The 26,024-nt window shown below is 58.5% G+C and carries 27 protein-coding genes; 20 read left to right on the top strand and 7 right to left on the bottom strand.

Translation table 11 applies throughout. From position 1 onward, the window contains the following. Positions 1–2: 2 nt before the first annotated feature. From CFA77_RS16055 to CFA77_RS15995, 13 genes are all read left to right on the top strand, one after another. Positions 3–557 (top strand): lipocalin family protein, encoded by a 555-nt coding sequence (locus tag CFA77_RS16055; RefSeq protein WP_206991548.1) that lies wholly within the window; start codon positions 3–5, stop codon positions 555–557. A 31-nt stretch (positions 558–588) separates the two neighbouring features. After that, positions 589–1,047 carry a YbgC/FadM family acyl-CoA thioesterase gene (locus CFA77_RS16050; RefSeq protein WP_206991547.1) on the top strand — a complete coding sequence of 153 codons (459 nt, stop codon included), beginning with the start codon at positions 589–591 and terminating at the stop codon, positions 1,045–1,047. A 5-nt stretch (positions 1,048–1,052) separates the two neighbouring features. Then, positions 1,053–1,679: an outer membrane beta-barrel protein gene (locus CFA77_RS16045; RefSeq protein WP_242517550.1), complete on the top strand. Its 627-nt coding sequence runs from the start codon at positions 1,053–1,055 to the stop codon at positions 1,677–1,679. Between the two features lie 193 nt (positions 1,680–1,872). Next, positions 1,873–2,586 carry a protein TolQ gene (tolQ, locus tag CFA77_RS16040; RefSeq protein ID WP_034814783.1) on the top strand — a complete coding sequence of 238 codons (714 nt, stop codon included), beginning with the start codon at positions 1,873–1,875 and terminating at the stop codon, positions 2,584–2,586. A 3-nt stretch (positions 2,587–2,589) separates the two neighbouring features. After that, positions 2,590–3,030, top strand: coding sequence for an ExbD/TolR family protein (locus CFA77_RS16035; RefSeq protein WP_034814786.1), 441 nt, complete (start codon positions 2,590–2,592; stop codon positions 3,028–3,030). A gap of 16 nt (positions 3,031–3,046) precedes the next feature. Continuing rightward, on the top strand, positions 3,047–4,018 hold the full coding sequence (locus tag CFA77_RS16030; protein WP_206991545.1) for a hypothetical protein: 972 nt from the start codon (positions 3,047–3,049) through the stop codon (positions 4,016–4,018). Further along, complete coding sequence (locus CFA77_RS16025) at positions 4,018–4,416, top strand: hypothetical protein (RefSeq protein ID WP_206991544.1); 399 nt, start codon at positions 4,018–4,020, stop codon at positions 4,414–4,416. The genes CFA77_RS16030 and CFA77_RS16025 overlap by 1 nt, the downstream gene beginning before the upstream one ends. Positions 4,417–4,427: 11 nt before the next feature. Then, complete coding sequence (gene tolB, locus CFA77_RS16020) at positions 4,428–5,783, top strand: Tol-Pal system beta propeller repeat protein TolB (RefSeq protein WP_206991543.1); 1,356 nt, start codon at positions 4,428–4,430, stop codon at positions 5,781–5,783. Between the two features lie 225 nt (positions 5,784–6,008). Next, positions 6,009–6,557 (top strand): peptidoglycan-associated lipoprotein Pal, encoded by a 549-nt coding sequence (gene pal, locus CFA77_RS16015; RefSeq protein ID WP_034814792.1) that lies wholly within the window; start codon positions 6,009–6,011, stop codon positions 6,555–6,557. A gap of 99 nt (positions 6,558–6,656) precedes the next feature. After that, positions 6,657–7,655 carry a tol-pal system protein YbgF gene (ybgF, locus tag CFA77_RS16010; RefSeq protein WP_206991542.1) on the top strand — a complete coding sequence of 333 codons (999 nt, stop codon included), beginning with the start codon at positions 6,657–6,659 and terminating at the stop codon, positions 7,653–7,655. 15 nt (positions 7,656–7,670) lie between these two features. Then, positions 7,671–8,696, top strand: a complete 1,026-nt coding sequence (gene tilS, locus CFA77_RS16005) for a tRNA lysidine(34) synthetase TilS (protein ID WP_206991541.1) — start codon at positions 7,671–7,673, stop codon at positions 8,694–8,696. Positions 8,697–8,789: 93 nt separating this feature from the next. Next, entirely contained in the window at positions 8,790–10,712 is a 1,923-nt protein-coding gene (ftsH, locus tag CFA77_RS16000; RefSeq protein WP_034814802.1) for an ATP-dependent zinc metalloprotease FtsH, read from the top strand. 207 nt (positions 10,713–10,919) lie between these two features. After that, a complete protein-coding gene (locus tag CFA77_RS15995; RefSeq protein WP_206991540.1) occupies positions 10,920–11,504 on the top strand; it encodes a GNAT family N-acetyltransferase in 585 nt (194 codons plus the stop codon). A gap of 9 nt (positions 11,505–11,513) precedes the next feature. Here CFA77_RS15995 and CFA77_RS15990 read toward each other — a convergent pair whose 3' ends face one another. From CFA77_RS15990 to sdhC, 5 genes are read right to left on the bottom strand one after another with little or no spacing between them, the layout of a single operon-like run. After that, on the bottom strand, positions 11,514–12,137 hold the full coding sequence (locus CFA77_RS15990; RefSeq protein WP_206991539.1) for an RDD family protein: 624 nt from the start codon (positions 12,135–12,137) through the stop codon (positions 11,514–11,516). 56 nt (positions 12,138–12,193) lie between these two features. Continuing rightward, positions 12,194–12,976, bottom strand: a complete 783-nt coding sequence (locus tag CFA77_RS15985; protein ID WP_034814804.1) for a succinate dehydrogenase iron-sulfur subunit — start codon at positions 12,974–12,976, stop codon at positions 12,194–12,196. Between the two features lie 20 nt (positions 12,977–12,996). Continuing rightward, entirely contained in the window at positions 12,997–14,784 is a 1,788-nt protein-coding gene (sdhA, locus tag CFA77_RS15980) for a succinate dehydrogenase flavoprotein subunit (protein ID WP_206991538.1), read from the bottom strand. A 20-nt stretch (positions 14,785–14,804) separates the two neighbouring features. After that, entirely contained in the window at positions 14,805–15,200 is a 396-nt protein-coding gene (sdhD, locus tag CFA77_RS15975; RefSeq protein ID WP_206991537.1) for a succinate dehydrogenase, hydrophobic membrane anchor protein, read from the bottom strand. Positions 15,201–15,212: 12 nt separating this feature from the next. Continuing rightward, on the bottom strand, positions 15,213–15,611 hold the full coding sequence (gene sdhC, locus CFA77_RS15970; protein WP_206991536.1) for a succinate dehydrogenase, cytochrome b556 subunit: 399 nt from the start codon (positions 15,609–15,611) through the stop codon (positions 15,213–15,215). Positions 15,612–15,706: 95 nt separating this feature from the next. On the opposite strand from sdhC, the gene CFA77_RS15965 reads away from it, so the two are divergent. The 7 genes from CFA77_RS15965 (at position 15,707) to CFA77_RS15935 (ending at position 23,771) form a co-directional block, all read left to right on the top strand. Beyond that, a complete protein-coding gene (locus CFA77_RS15965; protein ID WP_206991535.1) occupies positions 15,707–17,467 on the top strand; it encodes a DUF885 family protein in 1,761 nt (586 codons plus the stop codon). Between the two features lie 6 nt (positions 17,468–17,473). Further along, positions 17,474–18,187, top strand: a complete 714-nt coding sequence (locus tag CFA77_RS15960; RefSeq protein WP_206991534.1) for a type 1 glutamine amidotransferase — start codon at positions 17,474–17,476, stop codon at positions 18,185–18,187. A gap of 130 nt (positions 18,188–18,317) precedes the next feature. Next, entirely contained in the window at positions 18,318–19,832 is a 1,515-nt protein-coding gene (locus tag CFA77_RS15955) for a phosphomannomutase/phosphoglucomutase (RefSeq protein ID WP_371822994.1), read from the top strand. Between the two features lie 226 nt (positions 19,833–20,058). Then, entirely contained in the window at positions 20,059–21,369 is a 1,311-nt protein-coding gene (locus tag CFA77_RS15950) for a UDP-glucose/GDP-mannose dehydrogenase family protein (RefSeq protein WP_206991532.1), read from the top strand. Between the two features lie 27 nt (positions 21,370–21,396). After that, on the top strand, positions 21,397–22,047 hold the full coding sequence (gene fsa / locus CFA77_RS15945; protein ID WP_206991531.1) for a fructose-6-phosphate aldolase: 651 nt from the start codon (positions 21,397–21,399) through the stop codon (positions 22,045–22,047). 5 nt (positions 22,048–22,052) lie between these two features. Continuing rightward, the gene (gene thiD / locus CFA77_RS15940; RefSeq protein ID WP_206991530.1) at positions 22,053–22,868 is read left to right on the top strand and encodes a bifunctional hydroxymethylpyrimidine kinase/phosphomethylpyrimidine kinase; all 816 of its coding nucleotides are present in this window, start codon (positions 22,053–22,055) and stop codon (positions 22,866–22,868) included. A gap of 84 nt (positions 22,869–22,952) precedes the next feature. Next, positions 22,953–23,771 carry a PhzF family phenazine biosynthesis protein gene (locus tag CFA77_RS15935; protein WP_206991529.1) on the top strand — a complete coding sequence of 273 codons (819 nt, stop codon included), beginning with the start codon at positions 22,953–22,955 and terminating at the stop codon, positions 23,769–23,771. A gap of 4 nt (positions 23,772–23,775) precedes the next feature. Here the strand turns inward: CFA77_RS15935 and CFA77_RS15930 are convergent, their stop codons facing one another. Next, positions 23,776–24,363 (bottom strand): hypothetical protein, encoded by a 588-nt coding sequence (locus tag CFA77_RS15930; RefSeq protein WP_206991528.1) that lies wholly within the window; start codon positions 24,361–24,363, stop codon positions 23,776–23,778. A gap of 13 nt (positions 24,364–24,376) precedes the next feature. Next, positions 24,377–25,981, bottom strand: coding sequence for a bifunctional phosphoribosylaminoimidazolecarboxamide formyltransferase/IMP cyclohydrolase (gene purH / locus CFA77_RS15925; protein ID WP_242517417.1), 1,605 nt, complete (start codon positions 25,979–25,981; stop codon positions 24,377–24,379). Positions 25,982–26,024 lie beyond the last annotated feature (43 nt).

Raw genomic sequence — 26,024 nt, 5'->3', positions numbered from 1 at the left:
ATATGCGCCTTGCCCTTTCCGCCATTGCCGCAGCCCTGCTTGCAGCCTGTACGAGCCAACCTGATTATCGCGCCAGTGATTCAACGCCGCCGACGGTGCCGTCTGTCGATCTCGATCGGTATGCTGGCCTCTGGTACGAAATTGCCCGCTATCCGAATGGGTTTGAACGCAATTGCACAGGTGTGACGGCTGAGTATGGCCTGAACTCCGATGGCACCGTGTCGGTGACCAATACGTGTTTCAAGGGATCGCTCGACGGAGAGAAAACGGTGGCTGAAGGCAAGGCCCGCATCGTGGAGGGGTCAGGCAACAGCAAGCTGAAAGTGAAGTTTGCGCCTGCATGGGTTCCGTTCGCAGAAGGGGACTATTGGGTGCTGGCGCTGGAGCCGGATTATTCAGCCGCCCTCGTCGGCAGTCCGGACGGCAAGTATCTGTGGATCCTCTCGCGCACGGCGCAGCTTGATGGGAAAACCCTGGAGCGTCTGAAGACGCGTGCCGAAGAGCTTGGATACGAAACGGCTCCGCTCGAAATGACCCTGCAATCGGAACAGGGGTGACGATTCTCGCGAGCTTTGGTAGGCGAACCCAATGAGCCTTCCCAATCTTGATGCCAACAATTTCGATGCCGAGCGCCAGCACTGGATCACCGTGCGGGTCTATTATGAAGACACCGACTTCACAGGCATGGTCTATCACGCCAATTATCTCCGCTTCTTCGAGCGGGGTCGATCAGACCATCTGCGCGACGCTGGCGTCTCCCATCAATCCTTGCTGGAGCGGGAAGACCCGGCGGCTTTCACGCTGACGCGAGTTGAAGTGGACTATCGCAAGGCGGCGCGGGTAGACGACCTGCTGCATATCCGGACGCGCTATATTGGTACCGACGGACCCCGCATCCTTTTTTCCCAAACCTGTTTCAGGGGAGAGGAAATCATTGCAGAGGGTGAGATCACAGCTGTCATGATTCACGCCGATGGCCGCCCGCGCCGTCCGATCCGCGAATTGGTGAAGCAACTGGAAGCATATCGCTGGGAGGGCGAGTCTTGAAATTGATGCACTTGGCGCTGTGGGGCGCGTGCCTGAGCTATCCCGCGGTTGCGCAGGCAGAAGCAGACTTTGACGCAGAGCGCGGCTTCTATGTTGCTGTGCGCGGATACGGGTCGATCGGGGATCAGAACAATCTGATTTTCGATGACAGCCGCGAGATCGCCGGGGCCCTGGGCTACCGGGTCAACCACTCAGTTCGTCTGGAGGCCGAATACGGATTCCGCTGGGCCAATATCGCGGGACTGAACGGTGCGAGCACGGCAAGTGGCGATTTCACAAGTCGCTCGATCGGGGTTCATGCCTTCTATGATTTCCGGGAAGGCAAGCGGCTGCGCCCATTCCTGGGCGCGGGCGGCGGGGCAGGGGTGCTCGATTTCAACTTCTCTGGCCCCGCGGACATCAATCCGGATTTCATCGTGGTCGGCAAGGACACCAATTCCAGCGCCTACTGGAATCTGTTTGCGGGCGCGACCTATCATCTGTCAGACAATTTCCGTTTGTCGCTGGGCAGTGAATACGTCTCGTATTCGGATCAGGCTGTCGCGTCGAACCTTGGCGGAATTGATGGCATCAACCGCGCCTACAACTTCTATGTCGGCACGCGATGGTTCCTGCCCGACTTGTCCAATTGATCGTAGGCCCGGTGCCAAATATCGGCCGATTGCCCACGTTTCGTTAAGAAAACTCCCTTAGCCGTTAACTGTGCTGCGGAAACTGGCCATCCTGCCGTGTTTCTGCCGAATTTGGTGTGGATGAAGGGGTGTGCCGGTCCCGTTTGGGATGCGGCTGATCACCCATGACGCGTAGATAGGAGCTTTAGCCCCCATGGAATCAGAAGCGATAGGCACCGCCGCGAGTCATGCCGACTTCTCGCTCTTCAGCCTCATTATGGCGGCTGACCCAATTGTTAAGCTGGTGCTCCTGTTCCTGCTGCTGGCATCTATCTGGTCCTGGATGGTGATTGGCGAAAAGCTTTTCTCGCTGGGCGCTGTACGCAAGAAATCACGCCAGTTCGAAGAAGCCTTCTGGAGCGGACGCACCGAGGATTTCGACATGCGACCCGGTCAGGCAACCAATGACGCTGCCAGCCGCGTGTTTGCAGCGGCTGCGCGCGAATGGTCTGACGCCAAGCGTTTGCAATCTGGTTCCGGCGAGGCGGCGGCCCTTGTCAGCCGCGCCGAGCGATCAATGCGCGCTGCGGTGGATCGCGAGATTGGACGCGCCGGAAACGGTCTCGGCATTCTTGCGACCATCGGATCTGCGTCACCCTTTATTGGCCTGTTCGGGACTGTCTGGGGCATCATGAACGCCTTCCTCAACATCGCTGAACAACAAGATACCAGCCTGGGCACCGTGGCTGGCCCGATCGCCGAGGCGCTGTTCGCGACCGGCATGGGACTCGTTGCGGCCATCCCGGCGGTTATCTTCTATAACAAGTTCACCGGTGACCTGACCAAGCTGGGCGACCAGCTGGACACGTTCTCGCAGGATGTTCTGGTGCGTTTGTCGCGCCGTGCCTCTGAATCCGCGAGGGACTAGGCGATGGGATTGATCCTTGGTTCGGGTGGCAAGGGCGGACGGCGCGGCCGTCGCGCGCTGAATGCCGAGATCAATGTGACGCCTTTTGTGGACGTCATGCTGGTCCTGCTGATCGTGTTCATGATCACTGCGCCGCTATTGGTACGCGGCGAGGAAGTGAATTTGCCGAAGACGAGTTCCGGCCCGATCAAGACCGAACCGAATGACGACCCGCTGGCGATTTCCATCCGCGAGAATGGCGAGGTCTTTATTCAGACCACCCTTGTTGAGGATATCGCCACGCTCGGTCCGCAATTGCAGGCAATTATTGGCGAAGGCTACGAACAGCCGATCTATCTTCGCGGTGACGAGAACACGCCCTATGGCCGGATCATGGAAGTGACGGCCGAAATCCGGGCAGCAGGTTATACACGTGTGTCCTTTGTGACCGAACAAAAGAAGTAGGAGCGACCAGCCCCACATGCTTCGCGGCTTTACCATCTCGACCCTTCTTCATGCCTCCGTGCTTGCCGCGGCGGTGATGACGTGGCCGATGAAGAAGAGCGATTGCGACAAGCAGATCGAACGACTGGAACGTGAGGAGCCGGGCCTTTCACCGGTCGATATCCTGCTGCGCCTGCCGCAATGCGCCAGCACGATTGATGTGCCGATTGACATTGTCGATATTGGTCTGGTTACGGACGTTGCGCCGATCCAGAAAGTGCAGGAGCCTGCCGAAGAGGAGCCTGAAGAGACCGAACCGGAAGAGCAGCCTGACCCTGTCGAGGAAGACGCCGAAATCGTCGAGGATCCGCCGGAAGAACCGGAAGAAGTGAACGAGACGCGCGAAACCGAAACAGCCGAAGAAGAGCCTGTTGTCGAAGACACCAAGGCCGAGCCTGAGGAAAAGCTGAAAGAGCCTGAGCCAAAGAAGGAAGAGCCTCCGAAGAAGGAGCCGAAGCTAATCGAGAAACAGAAGCCGAAATCGGAGTCTGACGAACTCGACTTTCTGAATGATTTCGAGGATATCCTGAAGGACAAGGCCCAGACCCAGCGCAAGGCTGCGCAAGAACAGGCCCCGCCTCCGATCAACAAACCGGTGCTTCAAGACGTCCAGCAGCCCCGCAAGGGGGCAGGAGAGCGGCGCGGCAACACGGCCTCCCTGCAAGCCGCGATGCGTCGACAGATTGGCTATTGCTGGAATGGCGTCGATGATCTGCCCAAGGATGACCAGATCAATGTGGTGATCCGGGTGAGGCTGAACCTGGACGGCTCGCTGGATGGCAATGCCAGCCTGGTGACGCCGCGCTCGATGCCGATTGGCCGCCGCGGCGTTGTGGTGCAGCGGGCCCTGACAGCCGTGCGCCAGTGTGCGAACTATCAATTGCCTGAAGACGATTATGACGAGTGGAAAGATATCGAGGTCACAATCGGGCCGCTAAAGGGGAATTGATGAATTACGCTCCATCCTATCGGTTGTTGACGGCCATGATGGCGATCATGCTCATACCATCAGTGCTGCCGATGCATGCGGACGAAGATGCCGCTCGCTTTGATTTCGGGGCTAAGCTGCGTCGCCAGATCGGATCTTGCTGGAAGGGAGCAGAAAACCTTTCCCAGCCCGAGCGCGTGAGTGTTGTGTTGAGATTCCAACTGACGCCGAGTGGCGAACTGGTTGACGACGTCACGCTTGTATCCCCGGAAGCTGACGAGGTTTCCGCAGTGGCGATTTCCAGGGCTACAGATGCGATCTTGAATTGTGCGCCATACAATCTGCCAAAAGAACACTATCATATTTGGGAAGACGTTGAGGTCACCATAGGTCCTCCCAAGAACAATCTGGTTTCCTGAAGGAGAAAGAGATGATCCGCTTAGCAAAACTCTGGTTGATGGCCGGGCTTCTCGCCTTTGGTCTCGCCATGCCTGCCGCTGCGCAGCTGCAGGTCCGCGTCGACGAGGGTAATTTCCAGCCGACCCCGCTGGCCATTCCGGACTTTGAAGTCCGTGGCGCGAATGCCGAAATGGCCGAAGACATCGCCGATGTCGTCCGGGCCGATCTGGAATCGACTGGCCTGTTCGACATCCAGAACCCGGCGTCCTTCATCCAGAAGGATCTGTCGATCGACGTCCAGCCGCGCTTCCCGGACTGGCGGATCATCCAGACCGAGGGCCTTGTCGTCGGCGCGTATGAAGAATTGCCGGATGGCAAGATCGCCGTCTCGTTCCGCCTGTGGGACGTTTATGGTGGGGAAGTCATGCGGATCAACGGCCAGCCCGGCCGTCGCCTGACCACGACGCCAGACAATTGGCGCCGCATCGCGCACAAGATTGCGGATTCCATCTATAACCGCCTGACCGGTGAAGACCCATATTTCGATACGCGGATCGTCTATATTGCCGAGACCGGCCCAAAGACCGAGCGTGTGAAGCGCCTGGCGATCATGGATGCTGATGGTGCCAATCAACAATATCTGACTGCGGGGACGAACACGGTGCTGACGCCGCGCTTCAGCCCGTCAGCGCAGGAAATCACCTACATGTCGTATGAGGGCGGCCGTCCGCGCGTCTACCTCTTCAATATTGAGACGGGCCGTCAGGAATTGCTGGGCAATTTTCCGGGCATGACCTTCGCGCCGCGCTTCTCGCGGGATGGGGAGAGCGTGTTGATGACCCAGGCCCAGGGCGGCAACTCTGAAATCTACCTCATGAATCTGCAGACACGCCAATCGCGTCGCCTGACAGACCACCCGGCGATTGACACCTCGCCCTCCATGTCACCGGACGGACGCGCCATTGTATTCACGTCTGACCGTGGCGGCAGCCCGCAGCTCTACATCATGAACACCGATGGCAGTCCGCGGACCTGCCCCTCCGGTGGTCGGGATGTTGCTTGCCGCATCACCTTCAACAAGGGCCAGTATTCAACACCGGTCTGGAGCCCACGGGGTGATCTGGTCGCGTTCACCAAGCAACTCGGCGGTCGATTTTACATCGGCGTGATCGGGACAGATGGCAAAGGCGAGCGCCTGCTGACCGAATCATACCTCGATGAGGGCCCGGACTGGTCACCAAACGGGCGCGTGATCGTGTATTTCCGCGAAAGTCGCCCCGGCGCTGGGCCACAGCTCTGGTCGGTAGATCTTTCAGGCCGAAATGAGCGCAGAATGATGACCCAGACGGACGCCTCCGATCCGGCCTGGTCGCCATTGTTGCAATAAATTCATGGCTTTCGCCCCCGGTTTTCGTCCGGGGGCGTTGCTTTTTGGAGACAAAACGTCAAAATAGTATCGAATCTGGGCGTTAGCTCTGCTTCCGCCCGATTGTCGCCCGAATTCTGTCAGAATATGGAGACAGATACCCGCTACACCCGGCACAACGTTGACAAACGCCAGCCGTTAAGGCGTCAATTAGCACTCAGGACATCCAGGGGAGTCTGAATAGCAATGAATACCACTTTTAAACTCGCAGCCGCAGCCGCGGTTGTTCTTTCGATCAGCGCGTGTGCATCCCAACCAGAGCCTGTTGAGCAGGTCGAGGAACAGGCACCAGTTGAAGTCGCTGAGCCAGCACCGGCTCCGGCTCCAGTTGAAGCAGCGCCAGCCGCACCGGTTGGTCCGCTCGCAGGCTCGCTCGAAGACTTCCGCGTCAACGTTGGTGAGCGCGTCTACTTTGACCTCAACGGCTACCGCCTCGATGTCGACGATCAGGAAATCCTGAAGCGTCAGGCTGCTTGGCTGTCGTCCTATCCGGGCGTTCGCATCATCGTTGCAGGTAACTGTGATGAGCGCGGCACCCGCGAGTACAACCTTGCCCTTGGTGAGCGTCGTGCTTCTATCGTGAAGGACTATCTGGTCAGCCTCGGCGTCGACCCGTCCCGCGTTGACACGATCTCCTACGGTAAAGAGCGTCCAATCGCTGCTGGTTCCGACGAGCAGGCATGGGCCCTGAACCGTAACGGCTTCACGCAAATCGTTTCCGGCGCAAACAGCTAGGTTTCTGCCGCGAATAGCTTCACAAGATGCAGCCGGGTGCCTTATTTTGGCCCCGGCTGTTTTTGTATGTTCGCCCACAATCCTCCGGAGGCTTCCCCCATGTTCAAAGCGCCCGCTCTTGTCCTCGCCAGCTTTTGCCTGATTGTTGGTCCTGCCGCCGCTCAGCGCGCTGCACCCATAACGCAAGGGGTCACCAGCTCCGACCTGTCGCAACAGGTGGCGCAGGCCCGCCAGCAAAGCGCGCAGGTTCAGGTCGAGGTCAATGGATTGACCGGAGATGTGATGCAACTGACCGGGCGGGTGGAAACGCTTGAATTCCAGCTCCAGCAACTGCGCGAGCAAAACGAGAACCTGTCACGCGACAATGAAGCCCTCATCGACGAGGCCGATGATTTGCGAACGCAGCTGGAAAATCAGTCTGCAGATATTGCCTCCCTGAAATCCTATCTTTCAGCGGCGGGCATCATGCCCGAGGCCGACCCCATGCCGGGCAATGTCGGCGGAGAGTTCGGGACGATGCCGGAAATGGGCGCAGCGACTGACCAGAGCTTCAATTCTGGCCCACGCCGTCTTGATGCACCCGCCTCCATGGGTGAAACGACTTCAAATACCTCCGGCCCGACCCGCCTGACCATGGGCGGCGCAGCCGCTGCCGGCGAGTCTCTGCCGGAAGGTTCACTGGGCACGATTCCTGCCAGCGCCCTGCCGGGGGAAGCCGGACCGCTCTTCGCCCTTGCGAAATCCAAGCTGATCCAGTTCGACTATGCTGGTGCGGAAGAGGCCTTTCGCGCCTTCCTTGAGCGGTTCGGCGATGACCCGCAGGCTGGTGAGGCACACTACTGGCTGGGAGAGTCGCTCTATCAGCAAAAAGCGTATGCCGACAGCGGCGCAGCCTATACGACGATGATCCGGTCTTATCCCGACAATCCCCGCGCGCCGGATGCGCTGGTCAAGTTGGCGCGGGCCATGCGTCTGATCGGTGACAAGGAAAAGGCCTGTCTGGCCCTTGGTACGCTGCCGAGCCGCTATCCGAACGCTTCGGGTGTGACGCGGGATCTGGCTGCGGTTGAGCGAACCAAGTCCGGCTGTGACAACTAGACGACTTCCTGACACATGATGGATGCGTTTGATCGGCTCTGTGGCACCGCTTCAGGGCCGATTGGCATTGCGGTGTCCGGGGGCAGCGACTCGCTTGCCCTGCTCGTGCTTGCCCATGACTGGGCCGCGCGGGCTGGTCGTGACCTGATGGCGTTTACCGTAGATCATCGCCTGAGGCCTGAGGCCGCCGACGAGGCCCGCCACGTGGCAGGTATCTGCGCCCATCTGGGCATCGGGCACCAAACCCTCACATGGGAAACGCCTGTATCAAAACAGGCGCTGGCCCGGCGAGCGCGGCATGGCCTGATGGCCGCGGCACTTCGGGCGCGCGGAGGGGCGCGCCTGCTGCTAGGCCACACGTCTGACGATCAGTGCGAAACATTCCTGATGCGGGCCCGGCAGGGTTCGACCTGGTATGGCCTTGCTGGCATGCAACCGCGCGCCGTGTCGCCGGTTTGGCCCGAAGGGCAGGGGGTGATGATTGCCCGGCCGGTTCTCTCACATAGCCGCAGCGAATTGCGGACCTGCCTGACTTCGCGTGGAATCCTTTGGGTCGATGACCCATCCAATCGCAACCTGGCCTATGAGCGGGTGCGCGTACGGGCGCAGCTGGACGGCCATGCTGACCTGAAAGCGCGCATCCTTGCCTGTCAGGCGCGTCTGCAGGACGTGCGGCGGCTGGAAGAGCGTCTGATTGGGCGCTGGATGGCCGATTATGTTGCGTGGGATGGAGAAGGTCGCGCACGGCTGAATCTGTCCGGGCTACCGAGAGAGCGTCTGGAGCGCGCCCTCGGCCTGATGCTTCAAATCGTCGGCGGCAAGGAAACACCTCCAAGGCGGGATGCCGTGCAGCAACTGGCGGGTCGACTTTCAGGCAACGAGGCGTTTCAAGGTGCCACGCTGGGCGGCGTCCTGATCTACCGCAAGCAGGGTGATGTAGTCCTGTCGGCAGAGCCTGGAATAGCAGGTACGGCCGCCGATCCCGCACTGGCGCGCGACCGTTTTGACGCAATGCGAGCGCTCTATGTCGGCGATACGTGACAAAACAGCCATTTTAAGAGCTTTTGAGTCGTTTTCATGCGATAAGCCCCCTATCTTACGGGGTGAACACCGGAATTTGGAGCGAGACGAAAAATGAACGTCAGAAACTTGGCTATCTGGGGCGCAATTGCCCTCCTGGTCATCGGCATGGCCGTGGCCATGGGTGGAAACCCTCAGGCAGCACGTGCTGAAAAGGCCAAACTGTCTGTCATTTATGAACTGGTCGAGGATGGAAAAGTCGCGGATGCGACCCTCGGTGACCAGCGCATCATCGTCACCACCACCGACGGCCGGACCATGGTCAGCGAATTGCGGTCACTCGACATGACGACCCAGCAGTTTCTCGAAGAGAACCAGGTTCCCTTCACGGTGGATGCTGACAGCGGCCAGAATACGTTCGCGTCTCTGATCTTTTCCATCCTGCCAATCCTGCTGATCGTTGGCTTTGTCTTCTTCATGATGCGCCAGATGCAGTCTGGTGGAGGTCGTGGCGCGATGAGCTTCGGCAAGAGCCGCGCACGCCTCCTGACAGAAAAGCATGGCCGCGTGACGTTTGACGATGTTGCGGGCGTGGATGAAGCCAAGGAAGAACTGCAAGAGATCGTCGAGTTTTTGCAGGATCCGTCCAAATTCCAACGTCTTGGCGGTAAAATTCCGAAAGGCGCACTGCTGGTAGGCCCTCCGGGTACGGGTAAGACTTTGCTGGCACGGGCCGTGGCAGGCGAAGCAGGCGTGCCGTTCTTCACAATTTCCGGTTCGGACTTTGTCGAAATGTTTGTCGGTGTTGGCGCAAGCCGCGTCCGCGACATGTTCGAGCAGGCCAAGCGCTCGGCGCCTTGCATCATCTTCATTGACGAGATCGACGCGGTCGGCCGTTCACGCGGCGCTGGCCTCGGCGGCGGCAATGATGAGCGCGAGCAGACGCTCAACCAGTTGCTGGTTGAGATGGACGGTTTTGAAGCCAATGAGGGCATTATCCTGATTGCTGCGACCAACCGTCCTGACGTGCTGGATCCGGCATTGCTGCGTCCCGGTCGTTTCGACCGTCAGGTCACTGTCGGCAATCCTGACATCATCGGTCGTGAGAAAATCCTGCGCGTTCATATGCGCAATGTACCCTTGGCCAAGGATGTCGAGGCGCGGACGATTGCGCGCGGCACGCCGGGCTTTTCCGGGGCAGACCTTGCCAACCTCGTGAACGAGGCGGCCCTGCTGGCCGCCCGTCGCGGCAAGCGCGTTGTCGCCATGCAGGAATTCGAGGATGCCAAGGACAAGGTCCTGATGGGACCAGAGCGTCGCTCCATGGTGATGTCCGAAAAGGAAAAAGAACTGACAGCCTGGCACGAAGCTGGTCATGCCGTCGTGGCGCTGAAAGTGCCGGCTGCAGATCCCGTCCACAAAGCCACGATCATTCCGCGTGGTCGTGCGCTGGGTATGGTCATGCAGTTGCCGGAAGACGACAAGCTGTCCATGTCCAAGATCGAGATGACTTCGCGTCTCGCGATCATGATGGGCGGGCGCGTGGCCGAAGAGCTGAAATTCGGCGAAGACAATGTCACCGCTGGTGCAGCCTCTGACATTCAGCAGGCGACACGCCTTGCACGCGCCATGGTCACCCGCTGGGGCTTTGCCGACGCGGTCGGCCCAGTTGATTATGGCGATGACCAGGGCGACGTTTTCCTCGGCCAGCAGCTGATGCAATCCTCGCATGTCTCGGAAGAGACCTCGCGGAAGATTGAGGAAGAAGTACGTACGCTGATCCAGACCGGCATGGATGATGCTCGCCGGATCATGACCGAGTGCCGGAAGGATTGGGAGGCGATTGCAACCGGTCTTCTGGAGTATGAAACCCTGACGGGTGACGAGATTTCGGCTTTGCTCAAAGGCAATCCACCATCGCGTCCTGATTTGGGCGATGATGACACGACGCCGGGCTCGGCGGTGCCGGTGATTGGCAAACGCCGCAAGCCCAAGGGCGATGGCGGCCTTGGCGATCCGGAGCCTAATCCGGCCTGATCGCTGGGGTCCCAGCAAAAAGTTTGAAAAGCGCGGTCAGTTCGGCCGCGCTTTTTTGCTTTTATACAATGGCTTGCCTTTCGCCTGCTGAACACTACCGTTATCCAACGAGTCAGGAACGTTCTTCTTGTCGACGGGTTCTGCCATTGCGCGCGCCTGTTCGCGGGCCTTGCGCGACGAGAAACAAAGCGGAGGTTGGCAGGCTTCATGTGCAATGCGCCCCTTCACGTGTCGCTCGACACTGGACACGACATCCTGTTGAGGCCCGTCGGCCTGGATGACGAGCCACGCTTCCAGCAAATATTCCGATCCATGTCGCCGGAGTCGCGCTATTTGCGCTTTTTCAGCGGTGCCAATCCTGTGCCCGATGCGGTTGTCCACAGTCTCGCAAATGCGGATGGCAAGGCTCATATTGCATGGGGCATTCTCGACACCAGCGAAGACGACACACCACTCATGGCAGCGGCCCATGCCATTCGCGCAGAGCCGGACAGCAAGCGTGCCGAACTCGCGCTTGGTGTACTGGACCAGTACCAGGCGCATGGCCTGTCCCGCCTGTTGATTGCGTCGGTGGCGCTATCCTGCCGCGCGCAGGGCATCACCACGCTGGAGGCTGAAACCCTGCCAGAAAATCGAAAGGCCAACAGCCTCTTCAAGGCGCTCGGGGGCAAGGTAATTCGACCGTTGCCGCCGACGACGGTGTGGGAATTCGAAGTGGATGACCTGATCGACCAACTCAAGCATATGGAAAAGCCGGAGGGCTTGCGAGCCGTGTTCAGCACAAACGGGTAAGTGCTTGCCTCACAGATAGTTCATGGCAAGTTCAAGGGCCCGGCAGACGATGTAGATGACGAGGGCGAAAATCCAACGCCAGGCACCGACTGGTTGGGTCAGGTATTGAAGACTGTCGACACGGTCCCAAAATACATGACCATCTTCGCTCAGCGTTCGGGCGCATATGATATGGGTGATCAGGCTGATCAATGGAATACCGAGCCCCATGCCGGCAAGCATCGCCAGGGCTGAACGCTTCAGGCTGGACCGGAAGGACAGCCGGCTTCCAATAATGTTCCGTATTCTGATGCCCATCAGGGCCTTGCCGGGCGTATTTCCCAATTGGGAAACGCAGAATGCCTCAAGCACAGTGAAGGTCAGTGCGTGAAGCACGAGAAAGACGCCCACGAAGATATAGCCGTCGAAGAAAGCCTCATCCATCGGCCATGCCAGCAGGGTCGCCACAAAGCCGTAGATGAAGATAAGCCCCATCATGATCGCGAAAGAGGGGATCAGGCAGAGGTAGAAATCGATCCATTTGGCCAGGAAGCGAGCCCAGATGCGGGGTTTGTGCTCGGCTGCCAGGTCAATGCGGGGGCGCTCACCCTCCGGCGCCTCGCCAAAGACATCAATGTCAGGTGAAGTCGACATATAAAAAAGCCCCCATCCGGATCAACCCGGGATGGAGGCTAATTTGGATTCGCGGATCAGGAAACCCGTTCGACCATCATGTGCTTGATCTTGGCAATCGCCTTGGCCGGATTCAGGCCTTTCGGGCAGACCTGTGCACAGTTCATGATCGTGTGGCAACGATACAGCTTGAACGGGTCCTCAAGGTCGTCGAGGCGCTCGCCGGTTGCTTCATCGCGGCTGTCGATCAGCCAGCGATAGGCCTGCAACAGGGCCGCTGGCCCCAGATACTTGTCGCCATTCCACCAGTAGGACGGGCAGGAGGTCGTGCAGGAGGCACAGAGGATACATTCGTAAAGGCCGTTCAGTTCTTCACGGTCTTCCTCGGATTGCTTCCATTCCTTTTCGGGGTCTGGCGTAACCGTCTTCAGGTATGGCTGCACATAGGCGTGCTGGGCATAGAAGCTGGTCAGGTCCGGGATCAGGTCTTTTACCACCGGCTGCGAGGGCAGGGGCGCAATCGTGATGACGCCGCCCGGCAGTTCGTCGAAGCCCTTGGTGCAGGCAATCGTGTTCTGGCCGGCAATATTCATGGCGCAGGAGCCGCAGACGCCTTCACGGCAGGAGCGGCGGAATGCCAGCGTCGGGTCGACATTGTTCTTGATGTAGAACAACACGTCCAGGATCATTGTGCCGGCGCGATCCATGTCCACCCAATAAGTGTCCCAGCGTGGATTACCGCCCTCTTCCGGGCTGTAGCGATAAATCCGGAACTGGCGGAGATTGGTCGCGCCTTGCGGCTTCGGCCAGGTCTTGCCCTTTTTGGGCGCGGAGCCTTTGGGGAGAGTAAGTTGAACCATGTCGTGCTCGCCTTGATATCCTAGTAAACCCGGGCCTTGGGCTCGATGTAGCTGATTTCGTTCGAAAGCGTGTAATTGTGCACTTCGCGATAGTCGATCGTGACCTTGCCGGCCTCATCGCACCAGGCGAGCGTGTGTTTCATCCACATTTCGTCATTACGCTCCGAGAAGTCTTCGCGGGCGTGCGCGCCGCGGCTTTCCTGACGGTTGGCCGCAGAGTTCACGGTGACAGCAGCCTGCGCGATCAGATTGTCGAACTCGAGGGCTTCAACAAGATCCGTATTCCAGACCATGCCGCGGTCTTTCACGTCGATCCCGGGCGCTTTCTTGTAGACTTCCTCGATGGCATCGACGCCGTCCTTCAGGACATCGCCGGTGCGGAAGACGGCGCAATTGTTCTGCATGCCCTTTTGCATTTCGAGGCGGAGGGCAGCGACAGGTTGGTCGCCCGTTGCGTTGCGCAGGCGGTCAAGGCGCGCGAGGTGGCTGTCGGTGGCGCCCTTCGGCAATTCCGGCTGGGTTGCGCCCGCTTCCGTGGTGGCGCCACAGCGCTGGCCGGCTGCGCGACCGAAGACGACAAGATCGATCAGCGAGTTGGAGCCGAGACGGTTGGCGCCGTGTACGGAGACACAGGCCGCTTCGCCGACGGCCATCAGACCGGGCACGACCGAATCCGGGTCTCCATTCTTCTTGGTCAGTACTTCGCCATGATAATTGGTCGGGATGCCGCCCATATTGTAGTGAACGGTCGGAAGCACCGGGATCGGCTCTTTCGTGACGTCCACGCCAGCAAAGATTTTCGCCGTCTCGGAGATGCCCGGCAGGCGGGCCGCCAGGACTTCTGCGCCGAGATGCTCGAGATGGAGGTGGATATGATCCTTCTCCGCGCCGACACCGCGGCCCTCGCGGATTTCCATGGTCATGGCACGGGAGACCACGTCGCGAGACGCGAGGTCTTTTGCTGACGGAGCATAGCGCTCCATGAAGCGCTCACCTTCGGAATTGGTCAGGTAACCGCCTTCGCCGCGCGAACCTTCAGTGATCAGGCAGCCGGAGCCGTAGATACCGGTCGGGTGGAACTGGACGAATTCCATGTCCTGCAATGGCAGGCCGGCGCGGAGCACCATGGCATTGCCGTCACCCGTACAGGTGTGAGCCGAGGTACAGGAGAAGAAGGCGCGGCCATACCCGCCGGTCGCAAGCACGACTTTCTGCGCGCGGAAGCGGTGCAGCGTGCCGTCATCGAGTTTCCACGCGGTGACACCGCGGCAAGCGCCTTCCTCATCCATGATGAGGTCGAGCGCGAAATATTCGATGAAGAATTCGGTCTCTTCCTTGACGCACTGACCATACAGTGTGTGCAGCATGGCGTGACCGGTACGGTCAGCCGCAGCACATGTCCGCTGAACAGGGCCCTGACCAAAATCACGTGTCATGCCGCCGAATGCGCGCTGGTAGATCTTGCCTTCCTCTGTTCGCGAGAAGGGCATGCCCCAATGCTCAAGTTCGTAAACCGCCGCAGGCGCTTCACGGCAAAGATATTCGATGGCGTCCTGATCGCCGAGCCAGTCTGACCCTTTGACCGTGTCGTACATATGCCAGCGCCAGTCATCCTCGCCCATATTTCCAAGCGAGGCGGCAATGCCACCTTGTGCAGCCACCGTGTGGGAGCGCGTCGGGAAGACTTTGGAGATACAGGCCGTTTTCAGGCCTGCCTGTGCGGCGCCCAAAGCTGCGCGGAGGCCAGAGCCGCCGGCGCCAACAACCACGACATCATATGTATGGTCGGTCCAGGTATAATTGCTCATCTTATGTTTCTCCCGCGAGGCTAGACGCCCGCGCCAATCCAGATTTTGAGAACCGACAGGGCCACCGTCACGAACAGCGCGATGCACGCAAAGCTGTTCAGGATGAGCAGGGCCGACTTGGTTCCTGTCTTCGCGATATAGTCCTCGATCACCACTTGCATACCAATGCGCATGTGAAAGAACGCCGCGCCGGCAGTCAGGATCAGCAGGATGGCGTTCCAGGGCTTGGCGGCCCATGCCTGAGCGTCAACGATATTGCCGCTCATCGCGTTGATGATGGAGTAGACGAACCACGGTACGAGGAAGATCAGCGCAATCGCGGAGACGCGCTGACGAATATGGGTTTCGGTGCCGGACTTGGCCGAGCCGAGGCCACGAGCCATTTTGGCTGGCGTAATGAAATCGTGTGAAGACATGTCCGTCGCCCCCTAAAGCCAAGTCGTTGCGGCGAAGATGGCCGCAGCGCCAATAACGGCGAAAAGATAGATAAACACCGACACGGTGCTGGCTGTTTTGGGGTCAAATCCGATATGCGGCCCATCCCAGAGCAGGTGACGGATGCCATTCGCGAAATGATAGAGTACCGCGACAGCCCACAGGAACAGGATGACCTGACCATACCAGGCTGAGATGACGCTTTCGATCACACTATACCATTCGGCATTGGTTGCGAGCGCGACGATCCAGGCGGTGATAAGGAAGCTTCCGAAATACAGGGCTGTGCCGGTAATTCGATGGGTGATGGACGCGGCCATCGTAATGTGGAAACGCCAGATCTGGAGATGTGGCGACAATGGGCGAGGATCTGCCCGGGAAGTGCTTGCCATGAGGGATGACCTTGCTTGCCTGCAATGAACGCTTTGGCTTGGGTTCTAGGTTTCTCTATGGTCCTGTCAACGCCACAGGGCTAGGGAGCGACAATATGAAACCTTTTCTTTTTGCACTTGCCGCAGGGGCGCTCACAGCTGTGCTGGCACAGGGAGCTGCTGCAGATCCGCTCGACGCGCTGATTCCAGCCTATGAGTCTTATGTGGACGCCGTCAGTCCTGAAGATGCAGCACGGGAAGAGAATCGCGCGCCAGATCGCTGGGCGGATGTTCGGCCGGCCTCTATTGCGGCCCAAACGGACGCCGCGCGGGCCCTTCTGAAAGATGTGCAAAAAGCTGAAACCGAACATGTCATCGATCAGGCGATCCTGATTCGCCTGTTGAAATCGGACATCAACTGGGCGGAGACTGATTCGGCCCGCATCCCGTTCACGGGTGACTGGGGTTTTCAGGCCGAACCTGTCTTTGCCGCGATGCGGACAGATATCGACAGCGTGGAATCCGCCGAGGCCTGGATTGCACGCCTGAACGACGTGCCACGCTATTTCGCCGAGAATATCGAGAATATGAGGCGCGGGATCGAAACCGGGTGGACCGCCAACCGGGATCCCCTTGAAACCGTGATCGACCAGATCCGGGAACAGATCATGGACGATGCGTCTGAAAGCGGCCTGTACGCGCCGTTCAAGGCTCTGCCGGAAGACATCGACCCCGAAATCGCTGCGCGTCTCAGGGCGGAAGGCCTTCGGGCGACCGCTCGTGCCATTTCCGCCTATCTGGATGTCCTGCGCTTCCTTGAAATCGAGTATCGGCCGTATCTGCGTCAGGGTGCAGGAATCGCAGATCTCGAGAATGGACGCGAGGTTTATGCTGCGGCGGTTGAGCACTACACGGCCGGGGCAGGCTACAGTCCGGAAGAGATCCATCTTCTTGGCCAGTCGGAAGTCGCGCGGATCCGGTCCGAGATGGAACAAATCATCGCAGAAATCGGCTTTGAAGGCAGCTTTGAGGACTTCCTGACCTATCTGAGGACTGATCCGCAATTCTATGCCCAGTCTGCCGATGAGTTGATGGAGGCTGCCGAAGAAATCTCCTCACGCTTGCGCGCCAGTTTGCCGGACTATTTCGGGACGCTTCCGGAGCTGGAATTTGAGGTCCAGCCTGTGCCAGATTCGATCGCGCCGGGCTATACGACCGGCCGTTATGTATCGGGCGATCCGGAGGAGGGTCGCCTCGGTATTTACCTTGTGAATACCTATGCCCTCGACCAAAGACCCCTTTATGAATTGCCCGCCTTGTCTGCGCACGAGGCCGTTCCCGGCCATCATCTTCAGATTGCGCTGGCCCAGGAAATGTCGGACCAGCCGGACTTCCGGAAGAACTATTATGCGACAGCCTTCGGTGAAGGCTGGGGGCTATACGCTGAGCGGATTGCGGGTGAAGCGGGCATTTATCGCACACCTTATGAGCGCTTTGGCGCTCTATCCTATGAGATGTGGCGGGCTTGCCGGCTTGTCGCGGATACGGGCCTGCACTGGTATGGCTGGACACGGTCACAAGCCGAAGCGTGTTTCATTGAGAATTCCGCGCTCGCCCCGCTGAACATCCAGACGGAGGTGACACGCTATATCGGCTGGCCGGGGCAGGCAGTTGCCTACAAGGTGGGCGAGCTCAAATTCCGGGAGCTGCGGGCCAAGGCGGAACTTGAACTGGGTGAGGATTTCGATCTACGCGCATTTCATGATGCGGCGCTTGCAGAAGGCGCTGTACCCCTCGATGTGCTGGATGTGCGCATTGATGACTGGATTGATACCCAACAAATCAGTCCCTCGGCTCCCAACGTCTTGCCAAACTGAGCCTTCATGAAACTCACCATTATCGAGACCGGGCTCGTGCCTGAACCCATTCGGGCGGATTTTGCGGATTATCCGGAGATGTTCCGGAACCTGATATCTGCCGCAGACCCGGATATCGAGTATGAAACCGTGTCCGTCATTCAGGGAGAGCCTTTACCTGATATCGCCGGGCTGGAGGCGATCCTCATCACAGGCTCTCCTGCGGGCGTGTATGATGACTATGACTGGATCGCGCCGCTGATGCAGTTCATCCGGGATGCGGCCTCAGCCAGCGTGCCACAGGTCGGTATCTGTTTCGGTCATCAGGTCATGGCAGAAGCATTGGGCGGAAAGGTCATCAAATCTCCCAAGGGTTGGGGGATCGGTCGGCATTCCTATGATGTGAAAGCATGTCCCGACTGGATGGGGGGCGATTGCCCGGCAACGATTTCCGTGCCGGTCAGCCATCAGGATCAGGTCGTTGAATTGCCGCCGGGTGCCAGCGTGCTGGCGCGGTCAGATTTCACGCCTTTTGCGGCGATAGAGTATGGCAAGACGCCCGCGATATCCTTCCAGTGCCACCCGGAGTTTGATGCTGACTATTCGGCCGCGCTCTACACGATCCGAAAGGGTCGTCCGCTGGCCGCAAACGCTGTCGACATGGCGATCGGGTCGCTGGAACAACCGCTCGACAATCAGCGTTTGGGAAGCTGGATCGCCCGGTTCCTGACTCAGTCCTGAGCGGGGGCAGGGGGAATCCGCCCTTGAAACTCGCAGGTTTCCCCTGTGGCGCGAAACCTGCATACTCTTTGTCGAAGTGACACATTCGTGTTGTAGGGACGCACAAAATCTTCGGAGACGTACGCATATGATGCCCAAACCGCTGGCTGACATTAAGCCAAACACGCTGGAATTCGAGATTCTGCCGCTGGTGAAGCCAACAGGCTTTCGCGAATATGATGCGCGTTGGTGGTTCAACGGAATCGGTAAGGAGAAGGCACCGGAACTGAATTTCACCGGTGTTCAGGCGCTGGGCCTCGGCATGGCAACGCTGTTCCATGAATTGGGGGTCGAGCCCAAAGTGGTGACCGGGCATGATTTCCGCTCGATCAGTCAGCCGATCAAGAACGCGCTCATCCTCGGCATGGTGCAAGGCGGCTGTGAAGTACTGGATGTGGGCCTCGCGCTTTCGCCAATGGTCTATTGGGCACAGTTCGAGCTGGATGCAGCCTGCTGTGCCATGGTGACAGCGAGCCACAACGAAAATGGCTGGACCGGGGTCAAGATGGGGGCCGACAAGCCGCTAACATTCGGACCAGTTGAGATGGGCCGCCTGAAAGAGATCGTCATGGGAGGCGAGTTTCAGCCCCGCGCGGGCGGCGGTCATTTCCGGGTCGATGATTTGCGGGACAAGTATATCAAGGCAGTCGTTGGCGATACGAAGCTTAGTCGTCCGATCAAGGTGATTGCGGCGTGTGGCAATGGCACTGCGGGCGCGTTTGCGCCGGATGCGTTGCGTATGATGGGCGCAGAAGTTGTCGAGATGGACTGCAACCTCGACAACACGTTCCCGAAATATAATCCCAACCCGGAAGATGCAGAAATGCTGCATGAAATGTCGAAGGCCGTGAAAGATCTTGGCGCAGATGTCGCGCTCGGTTTTGATGGTGATGGCGACCGCTGTGGTGTTGTGGACAATACAGGCGAGGAAATCTTCGCGGACAAGATCGGCCTGATGTTGGCGCGCGATTTGTCGAAACTCTACAAGGACGCGACTTTCGTCGTCGATGTGAAGTCAACAGGCCTCTACAAGACCGATCCTGTGCTGAAGGAAAATGGTGCGACGGTCGATTACTACAAGACCGGCCATTCCTACATCAAGCGCCGCACCAATGAGTTGGGCGCGCTGGCAGGTTTTGAAAAGTCCGGTCACTTCTTCTTCCAGCCTCCAATTGGGCTTGGTTATGATGATGGGCTGGTTGCGGCGAAGGCCATTCTCGAAATGCTGGATCGCAATCCGAGCAAGACAATGGCCGATATGAAGGGGGAGCTGGGCGTTGCCTATACTTCACTCACCATGTCACCGCATTGCGATGATGAAACCAAATATGGCGTCGTCGACAAGATGGTCGCAGAATATGAAGGCCTGAATGGCACCGAAATTCTTGGTCGGAAAGTCATTGATGTGAATACTGTCAATGGTGCCCGCGTGACACTGGAAGACGGGTCCTGGGTTCTTATACGTGCGTCCTCCAACAAGCCGGAACTGGTTGTGGTGGTTGAATCCATGACGAGCGCCGATGATATGCGCGATCTCTTCCACAAGGAAATCAAGCCGCGCCTCGGCAAGCACCCGGAAGTCGGAGCATATAATCAGGAAATCTGATCCCTTTCTGCCAAGGGAAACTCTTTAGAACATGATCAGGCCTGTATCGCCCGGAGCGGGCCTGATCCATTTTAACCGGGCAGAATGTCTCGCAGCATCCCGCGTGGGCCGGGTGTGAAGTGCCCTCTGGTGAACTGGCCAGAATGGCACACTCAGCCCCTTGACCAACTGGCATAAAAATCGCACCCCCTGCCGCGAAGACACTAGTATCTTGTGAGGATTTTTCATGCGCGTTGCGATGATTGGAACGGGCTATGTCGGCCTTGTCAGCGGAGCCTGTTTTGCCGATTTTGGGCACGTTGTAACATGCGTCGACAAGGATGCATCCAAGATTGAAAAGCTGGAAGCCGGCATCATGCCGATTTTCGAGCCCGGGCTCGACAGCCTGGTTGAGAAGAACGTCAAGGAAGAGCGCCTGTTCTTCACGACCGAAGCCAAGGATGCGATCCGCGATGCCGACGCCGTCTTCATTGCGGTCGGCACGCCCTCACGGCGCGGCGATGGACATGCGGACCTGTCCTATGTCTACGCGGCGGCTGAAGAGATCGCCGAACTCATGGATGGCTTCACCGTGATCGTCACCAAATCGACTGTTCCGGTCGGCACGGGCGACGAAGTTGAGGAAATCATCCGCAAGAAGCGCCCTGATGGCGAATTTGCTGTCGTCTCCAATCCTGAATTCCTGCGTGAAGGCGCGGCGATCAAGGACTTCAAGATTCCCGACCGTGTGGTTGTTGGAACCGATGATGACCGTGCCCGTGAAGTCATGCAGGAACTCTATCGTCCACTCTTCCTGAATGAGACGCCGATTCTGTTTACGGCCCGGCGTACATCTGAACTGATCAAATACGCCGCCAACGCCTTCCTCGCTGTGAAGATCACCTTCATCAATGAGATGGCGGATCTCTGCGAAAAAGTCGGCGCGAACGTTCAGGAGGTCTCTCGCGGCATTGGCCTGGATGGTCGAATTGGCAAGAAATTCCTGAATGCCGGTCCCGGCTATGGGGGGTCCTGTTTCCCGAAAGACACGCTGGCGCTGACCAAGACGGCCAATGACCATAATTCTCCCGTTCGCATCGTCGATACGGTGGTTGAGGTGAACGCGGCGCGCAAGAAGGCAATGGCTGAAAAGGTCATTGCGGCCATGGGCGGCGACGTGAAAGGCAAGACAATTGGTGTGCTGGGCCTCGCGTTCAAACAAAACACGGATGACATGCGCGACGCGCCAAGCCTGGATATCATTCCGGCTCTGCAAGCGGCCGGCGCCAAGATCCGGGCCTATGATCCGGAAGCTATGGATGAAGCAGCGCATCTGCTGAGCGATATCGAATTCGCAAAGAGCGCGTATGACGCCGTTCAGGATGCCGACGCGATGGTGATTATCACCGAATGGGACCAATTCCGCGCATTGGATTTTGAAAGAATCAAGGAAGCCCTCAGCACAAACATTGTGGTAGACCTCCGGAACATCTATTCACCGGACGACATGGCGGCTCGTGGTTTCAAGTATACATCCATCGGTCGCCCGTCTATCTGAGGCGCTTAGGCAAACAGGATCCTGAACATGAAATTCTTCGTAGATACCGCAGACACTGGCGATATTGCTGAACTGGCGGCGACCGGACTGATTGACGGGGTTACCACCAACCCGTCACTCATCGCGAAGTCGGGCCGCCCATTCGCGGATGTCGTCAAGGAAATCTGCGAGATCGTACCCGGCCCGGTCAGCGCGGAAGTTGTTGCGACCGACTATGACGGGATGATCTCTGAAGGCCGTAAACTGGCGAAGATCGCTGACAACGTTGCCGTAAAGCTTCCGCTGACGCTGGAAGGCCTGAAGGCCTGCCGGACGCTGTCGGATGACGGCACGATGGTCAACGTCACGCTTTGCTTCTCGGCCAATCAGGCGCTGTTGGCGGCCAAAGCCGGCGCAACATTCATCTCGCCTTTCATCGGACGTCTCGACGACATCAATGTCGACGGCATGGAGCTGATCACTGATATTCGCCAGATCTATGACAATTACCTGTTCGATACGGAAATTCTTGCTGCGTCGATCCGGACAGCCAATCACGTCAAACTGTCGGCACTGGCTGGCGCAGATGTGGCGACCATGCCGCCATCTGTTATCAAGGGCCTCGTCAAGCATCCGTTGACCGACAAGGGTCTGGAAACCTTCCTGGCTGACGCAGCGAAGGCCGGCATTAAGGTCTGATCGACATGGCAATGCCAGACGGCCCTCAGGGCCGCGTCCTCATCATCGCCGGATCTGATTCCGGCGGTGGTGCGGGTATTCAGGCTGATATCAAGGCAGTCACCATGCTTGGCGGTTTTGCGATGACCGCCATCACCGCCATCACAGCGCAAGATACGCGCGGCGTACATGGCGTGTGGCCAGTGCCCCTTGAGAGCGTGATCGGGCAGATGCGGGTCACGCTTGCTGACATCGGCGCCGACGCAATCAAGACTGGTATGCTGGGGTCCGCCCCTTTGGTCGAGGCGGTCGCGGAACTGTTGTCGGAGCGTGCTCAATTGGTCCCGCGTGTCATCGACCCTGTCATGGTGGCGACATCGGGTGATCGGTTGGTTGACGCAAAGGCGGTGGAGGCGATCCGGTCCGAACTTGTCCCGAACGCGCGCCTTGTAACGCCCAACGCCCCCGAGGCGGAAGTATTGACCGGGAAGGCGGTGGACTCGGTCAGTGGCCAGCGCCGTGCGGCCGAGGCTCTGCTGGAGCTTGGTGCGAATGGCGCGCTGGTCAAAGGCGGGCATATTGGCGGAGATGTCATCACGGATGTGTTGCAGACGACGACGGGCGAATGGGTGTTTGAAAGCCGCAGGATCGAGACGAGTTCGACCCATGGAACGGGTTGCACACTGGCGTCGGCCATTGCCGCGCTTCTGGCACAAGGAAAAAGTGTTCCGGACTCGGTTGAACAGGCCCGGGAATACTTGCTGAAAGCGATTCGCGCGGCCAAGGGGTTCGGGACCGGCCATGGTCCGGTTCATCATGGTTGGGTACTTGACGAGGAATAGACCGCCTCAACGACCGTTCAGAAATCATCGTTTTTCCAAGTACGCGTCCCGTGGCATTCAGTCGTCCTGATTGGAGACTCTGTCATGCCGACTTTGCCGTTCTACCAAATTGACGCCTTTGCTTCAAAGCCATTCGAAGGCAACCAGGCGTGCATCATGCCGCTGGAGACATTCTTGCCGGATGAAACCCTGCAGGCGATTGCGGCAGAAAACAACGTCGCCGAGACGGCCTATATCGTTCCGGCGGGGGAGGGAGTGTGGACGCTTCGCTGGTTTACGCCGTCGGTTGAGGTTCCCCTTTGCGGTCACGCCACTCTTGGAACTGCACATGTGCTGTACCAGGAGCTTGGGTACACCGGTGAGGCAATTGCGTTCGACACGATGAAGTCCGGCCGCCTGCATGTTCGGCGTTTGAAAGATGGACGATTGGAAATGGACTTTCCATCGGCCCCCATTCAAGAAATTCCGGTAACGGATGAGGTAGCGGATGCGCTTGGCACGCGCCCTGTTCAGGCATGGGGCGGCATGTTCTATGCGGCTCGGTTTGAAACACCGGAGGACGTACGTGCGCTCAAACCGAACCTGAAGGCGCTAAAGGATCTTGGCGCGCCGGGTGAAGGCTGGGATCGTGGGAATTTCGGGTGCTTTGCCGCTGGCGGGGATGGTGTCGCCGTCACCAGCCGCTTCTTCGCGCCGGGAAGCGGAATCGATGAAGACCCTGCAACAGGTAGTTGGCATACGATGCTGGCGCGGGTCATGAGCGAGCGATTTGGTCTGGACGAGATGTCTTGCTACCAAGCCTATCCGGGCCGGGGCGCAAAGATCGATACGCGTCTTGAAGGCGATCGCGCCAAGCTTGTCGGTCGTGCAGTAACAGTGATCGAGGGCAGCTTCCGTCTCTGAATCCTTATTCACTGCCCCAAGGCGCAGGAGGTGGCGCAACGGGTTGTGAAGTATCGAACTCGATTCGGAAAAAGCGTTTCGGGCGCTTCATCTCATAAGCGAACAAATTGTCTGACGGACGCACCTCGATCGCCCAGGTGTTGTCTTTGGACTGAGGAATACCTTCAGAATCGAACAGGGCTTTCGTGGCGTCATCCGCCGGAAAGGCCATTCGGCTGGCGCTGGCTTGGTCATTACCTGCGCCGCCATACCATGTGATTGCATCGGGGCTGCCATCCTCATGCGTGTGCGCATGGTGCAAGGCCAGGTGGGGTCCATCATTGTGGAGTACCCAGACACGGGAGCGGTCATCGCCGACATGAAGCGGAATACGGACTTCCTGTGGAGAACAATCCCGAACATGCATAACAATACGCTCTGTGCGCCACTCATCATCTTCCGAATCGTCACTAACAATCTTGCCTTCAAATGCCTGCCCGCACAGGGTCGTCAATCGAGACATGAATTCTGCGTCCGAATCCTGTTTTGCTGGCTGGCCGCAGGCGGCTGCCAGAGCCAGAACGACAAGGCTTGCGAGTAGGGGACGCTTCATCTTGGACCTTTCTCTAGTGGCGGAAGTGGCGCATGCCAGTAAAGACCATGGCGAGGCCAGCCTCGTCGGCGGCGGCGATGACTTCATCGTCGCGGATCGAACCGCCCGGCTGAATGACGGCTGTTGCGCCCGCTGAAGCGGCCTGAAGCAGCCCGTCTGGGAACGGAAAGAATGCGTCGGATGCGGCAACGCACCCTTTGGTCTTTGGCTCAGGCCAGCCTGCGATGTCTGCGGCGTCCTCTGCTTTGCGCGCGGCAATGCGTGCGGAGTCAATCCGGCTCATCTGTCCTGCGCCAATGCCCACAGTTGCACCGTCTTTGGCGTAGATGATGGTGTTGGACTTCACATGCTTGGCGACGCGCCAGGCGAACAGCATGTCATTCAATTCCTGCTCGGTTGGGACTTTCTTGGTCACGACCTTCAGGTCTGCCTTGCCGATGCGGCCAAAGTCACGATCCTGCATCAGAAAGCCACCGGAGACCGTCTTGACGAACCGGCCAGCCGAAGCGGGGTCCGGCAGGCCTTCCGTAATCAGGAGGCGGAGGTTTTTCTTTTTGGCAAACACTGCTTCAGCGGCTGCATCTGCTCCCGGTGCTATGACGACTTCTGTGAAGACCTGGGAAATTTCCTGAGCGGTTGCTTCGTCCAGCGGGCGGTTCAGTGCGACGATCCCGCCAAAGGCAGAAGTCGAGTCACATGCCAGTGCCGAACGATAGGCTTCGATGATGCTCCGGCCTTGCGCAACGCCGCATGGATTGGCGTGCTTGATTATGGCGACCGCAGGGATCTCATCACCCAGTTCGCCAATCAGTTCATAGGCGGCATCTGTGTCATTGATGTTGTTGTAGGACAGTTCCTTGCCTTGCAGCTGTTTTGCAGTTGCCACGCCGGGACGTTTCTCGCCGGTCACGTAGAAGGCGGCATTCTGGTGCGGGTTTTCGCCATAGCGCAGCGATTGCTGAAGCTTGCCCCCAAGGCTGGCCCAGTCTGGAGCGGTCTCGCCAAGTTGGTCTGCATACCAATTGGAAATTGCGGAATCATAGGCCGCTGTGCGGGCATAAGTTTTCGCGGCCAACTTGCGGCAGAGGCTGACGCTGACATGGCCATCATTTGTCTCCATTTCAGCAAGCACTGCGTCGACATCAAAGCCATCGGTGCAGACGGCGACGAAGGCACCATTTTTTGCCGCCGCACGCAGCATAGCCGGACCACCGATATCGATGTTCTCGATGCAAGTGTCGAAGTCTGCGCCAGAGGCAACCGTCGCCTCAAACGGATAGAGATTTACATAAATCAGGTCGATCGCGCCAATGCCGTGTGTTTCGGCATCTTTCACGTGGGAGGGATTGTCGCGCAGATAGAGCAGACCGCCATGCACCGCCGGGTGAAGCGTCTTGACCCGGCCGTCCATCATTTCCGGAAAGCCTGTCAGGTCGGCAACATCTTTCACATCCAAGCCGGCTTCTTTCAGAAGTTTCGATGTGCCGCCGGTGGAGACCAGTTCGACCCCCTTGGCGGCAAGCTTTTGAGCTTGTTCCACCAGTCCGGTCTTGTCGGACACGGAAAGCAGGGCGCGGCGAATGCGAACGGGAGCTCCGCGGGTGGCGGCATCTGTCATGTTGAGAATTCCTTTGGCGCAGGCTGAATGCTTGTGCCGCGGG

It is taken from the genome of Hyphomonas sp. KY3 (genome assembly GCF_017309975.1).
In the GTDB taxonomy this organism is placed as follows: Bacteria; Pseudomonadota; Alphaproteobacteria; order Caulobacterales; family Hyphomonadaceae; genus Hyphomonas.
This window is presented reverse-complemented; position numbering and strand designations above follow the sequence as displayed.

Excerpts from the sequence above, each read along its gene's own strand:
- CFA77_RS16055 (WP_206991548.1), top strand. The coding sequence starts at position 3 with ATGCGCCTTGCCCTTTCCGCCATTGCCGCAGCCCTGCTTGCAGCCTGT.
- CFA77_RS16050 (WP_206991547.1), top strand. The coding sequence starts at position 589 with ATGAGCCTTCCCAATCTTGATGCCAACAATTTCGATGCCGAGCGCCAG.
- CFA77_RS16045 (WP_242517550.1), top strand. The coding sequence starts at position 1,053 with ATGCACTTGGCGCTGTGGGGCGCGTGCCTGAGCTATCCCGCGGTTGCG.
- tolQ (WP_034814783.1), top strand. The coding sequence starts at position 1,873 with ATGGAATCAGAAGCGATAGGCACCGCCGCGAGTCATGCCGACTTCTCG.
- CFA77_RS16035 (WP_034814786.1), top strand. The coding sequence starts at position 2,590 with ATGGGATTGATCCTTGGTTCGGGTGGCAAGGGCGGACGGCGCGGCCGT.
- CFA77_RS16030 (WP_206991545.1), top strand. The coding sequence starts at position 3,047 with ATGCTTCGCGGCTTTACCATCTCGACCCTTCTTCATGCCTCCGTGCTT.
- CFA77_RS16025 (WP_206991544.1), top strand. The coding sequence starts at position 4,018 with ATGAATTACGCTCCATCCTATCGGTTGTTGACGGCCATGATGGCGATC.
- tolB (WP_206991543.1), top strand. The coding sequence starts at position 4,428 with ATGATCCGCTTAGCAAAACTCTGGTTGATGGCCGGGCTTCTCGCCTTT.
- pal (WP_034814792.1), top strand. The coding sequence starts at position 6,009 with ATGAATACCACTTTTAAACTCGCAGCCGCAGCCGCGGTTGTTCTTTCG.
- ybgF (WP_206991542.1), top strand. The coding sequence starts at position 6,657 with ATGTTCAAAGCGCCCGCTCTTGTCCTCGCCAGCTTTTGCCTGATTGTT.
- tilS (WP_206991541.1), top strand. The coding sequence starts at position 7,671 with ATGATGGATGCGTTTGATCGGCTCTGTGGCACCGCTTCAGGGCCGATT.
- ftsH (WP_034814802.1), top strand. The coding sequence starts at position 8,790 with ATGAACGTCAGAAACTTGGCTATCTGGGGCGCAATTGCCCTCCTGGTC.
- CFA77_RS15995 (WP_206991540.1), top strand. The coding sequence starts at position 10,920 with ATGTGCAATGCGCCCCTTCACGTGTCGCTCGACACTGGACACGACATC.
- CFA77_RS15990 (WP_206991539.1), bottom strand. The coding sequence starts at position 12,137 with ATGTCGACTTCACCTGACATTGATGTCTTTGGCGAGGCGCCGGAGGGT.
- CFA77_RS15985 (WP_034814804.1), bottom strand. The coding sequence starts at position 12,976 with ATGGTTCAACTTACTCTCCCCAAAGGCTCCGCGCCCAAAAAGGGCAAG.
- sdhA (WP_206991538.1), bottom strand. The coding sequence starts at position 14,784 with ATGAGCAATTATACCTGGACCGACCATACATATGATGTCGTGGTTGTT.
- sdhD (WP_206991537.1), bottom strand. The coding sequence starts at position 15,200 with ATGTCTTCACACGATTTCATTACGCCAGCCAAAATGGCTCGTGGCCTC.
- sdhC (WP_206991536.1), bottom strand. The coding sequence starts at position 15,611 with ATGGCAAGCACTTCCCGGGCAGATCCTCGCCCATTGTCGCCACATCTC.
- CFA77_RS15965 (WP_206991535.1), top strand. The coding sequence starts at position 15,707 with ATGAAACCTTTTCTTTTTGCACTTGCCGCAGGGGCGCTCACAGCTGTG.
- CFA77_RS15960 (WP_206991534.1), top strand. The coding sequence starts at position 17,474 with ATGAAACTCACCATTATCGAGACCGGGCTCGTGCCTGAACCCATTCGG.
- CFA77_RS15955 (WP_371822994.1), top strand. The coding sequence starts at position 18,318 with ATGCCCAAACCGCTGGCTGACATTAAGCCAAACACGCTGGAATTCGAG.
- CFA77_RS15950 (WP_206991532.1), top strand. The coding sequence starts at position 20,059 with ATGCGCGTTGCGATGATTGGAACGGGCTATGTCGGCCTTGTCAGCGGA.
- fsa (WP_206991531.1), top strand. The coding sequence starts at position 21,397 with ATGAAATTCTTCGTAGATACCGCAGACACTGGCGATATTGCTGAACTG.
- thiD (WP_206991530.1), top strand. The coding sequence starts at position 22,053 with ATGGCAATGCCAGACGGCCCTCAGGGCCGCGTCCTCATCATCGCCGGA.
- CFA77_RS15935 (WP_206991529.1), top strand. The coding sequence starts at position 22,953 with ATGCCGACTTTGCCGTTCTACCAAATTGACGCCTTTGCTTCAAAGCCA.
- CFA77_RS15930 (WP_206991528.1), bottom strand. The coding sequence starts at position 24,363 with ATGAAGCGTCCCCTACTCGCAAGCCTTGTCGTTCTGGCTCTGGCAGCC.
- purH (WP_242517417.1), bottom strand. The coding sequence starts at position 25,981 with ATGACAGATGCCGCCACCCGCGGAGCTCCCGTTCGCATTCGCCGCGCC.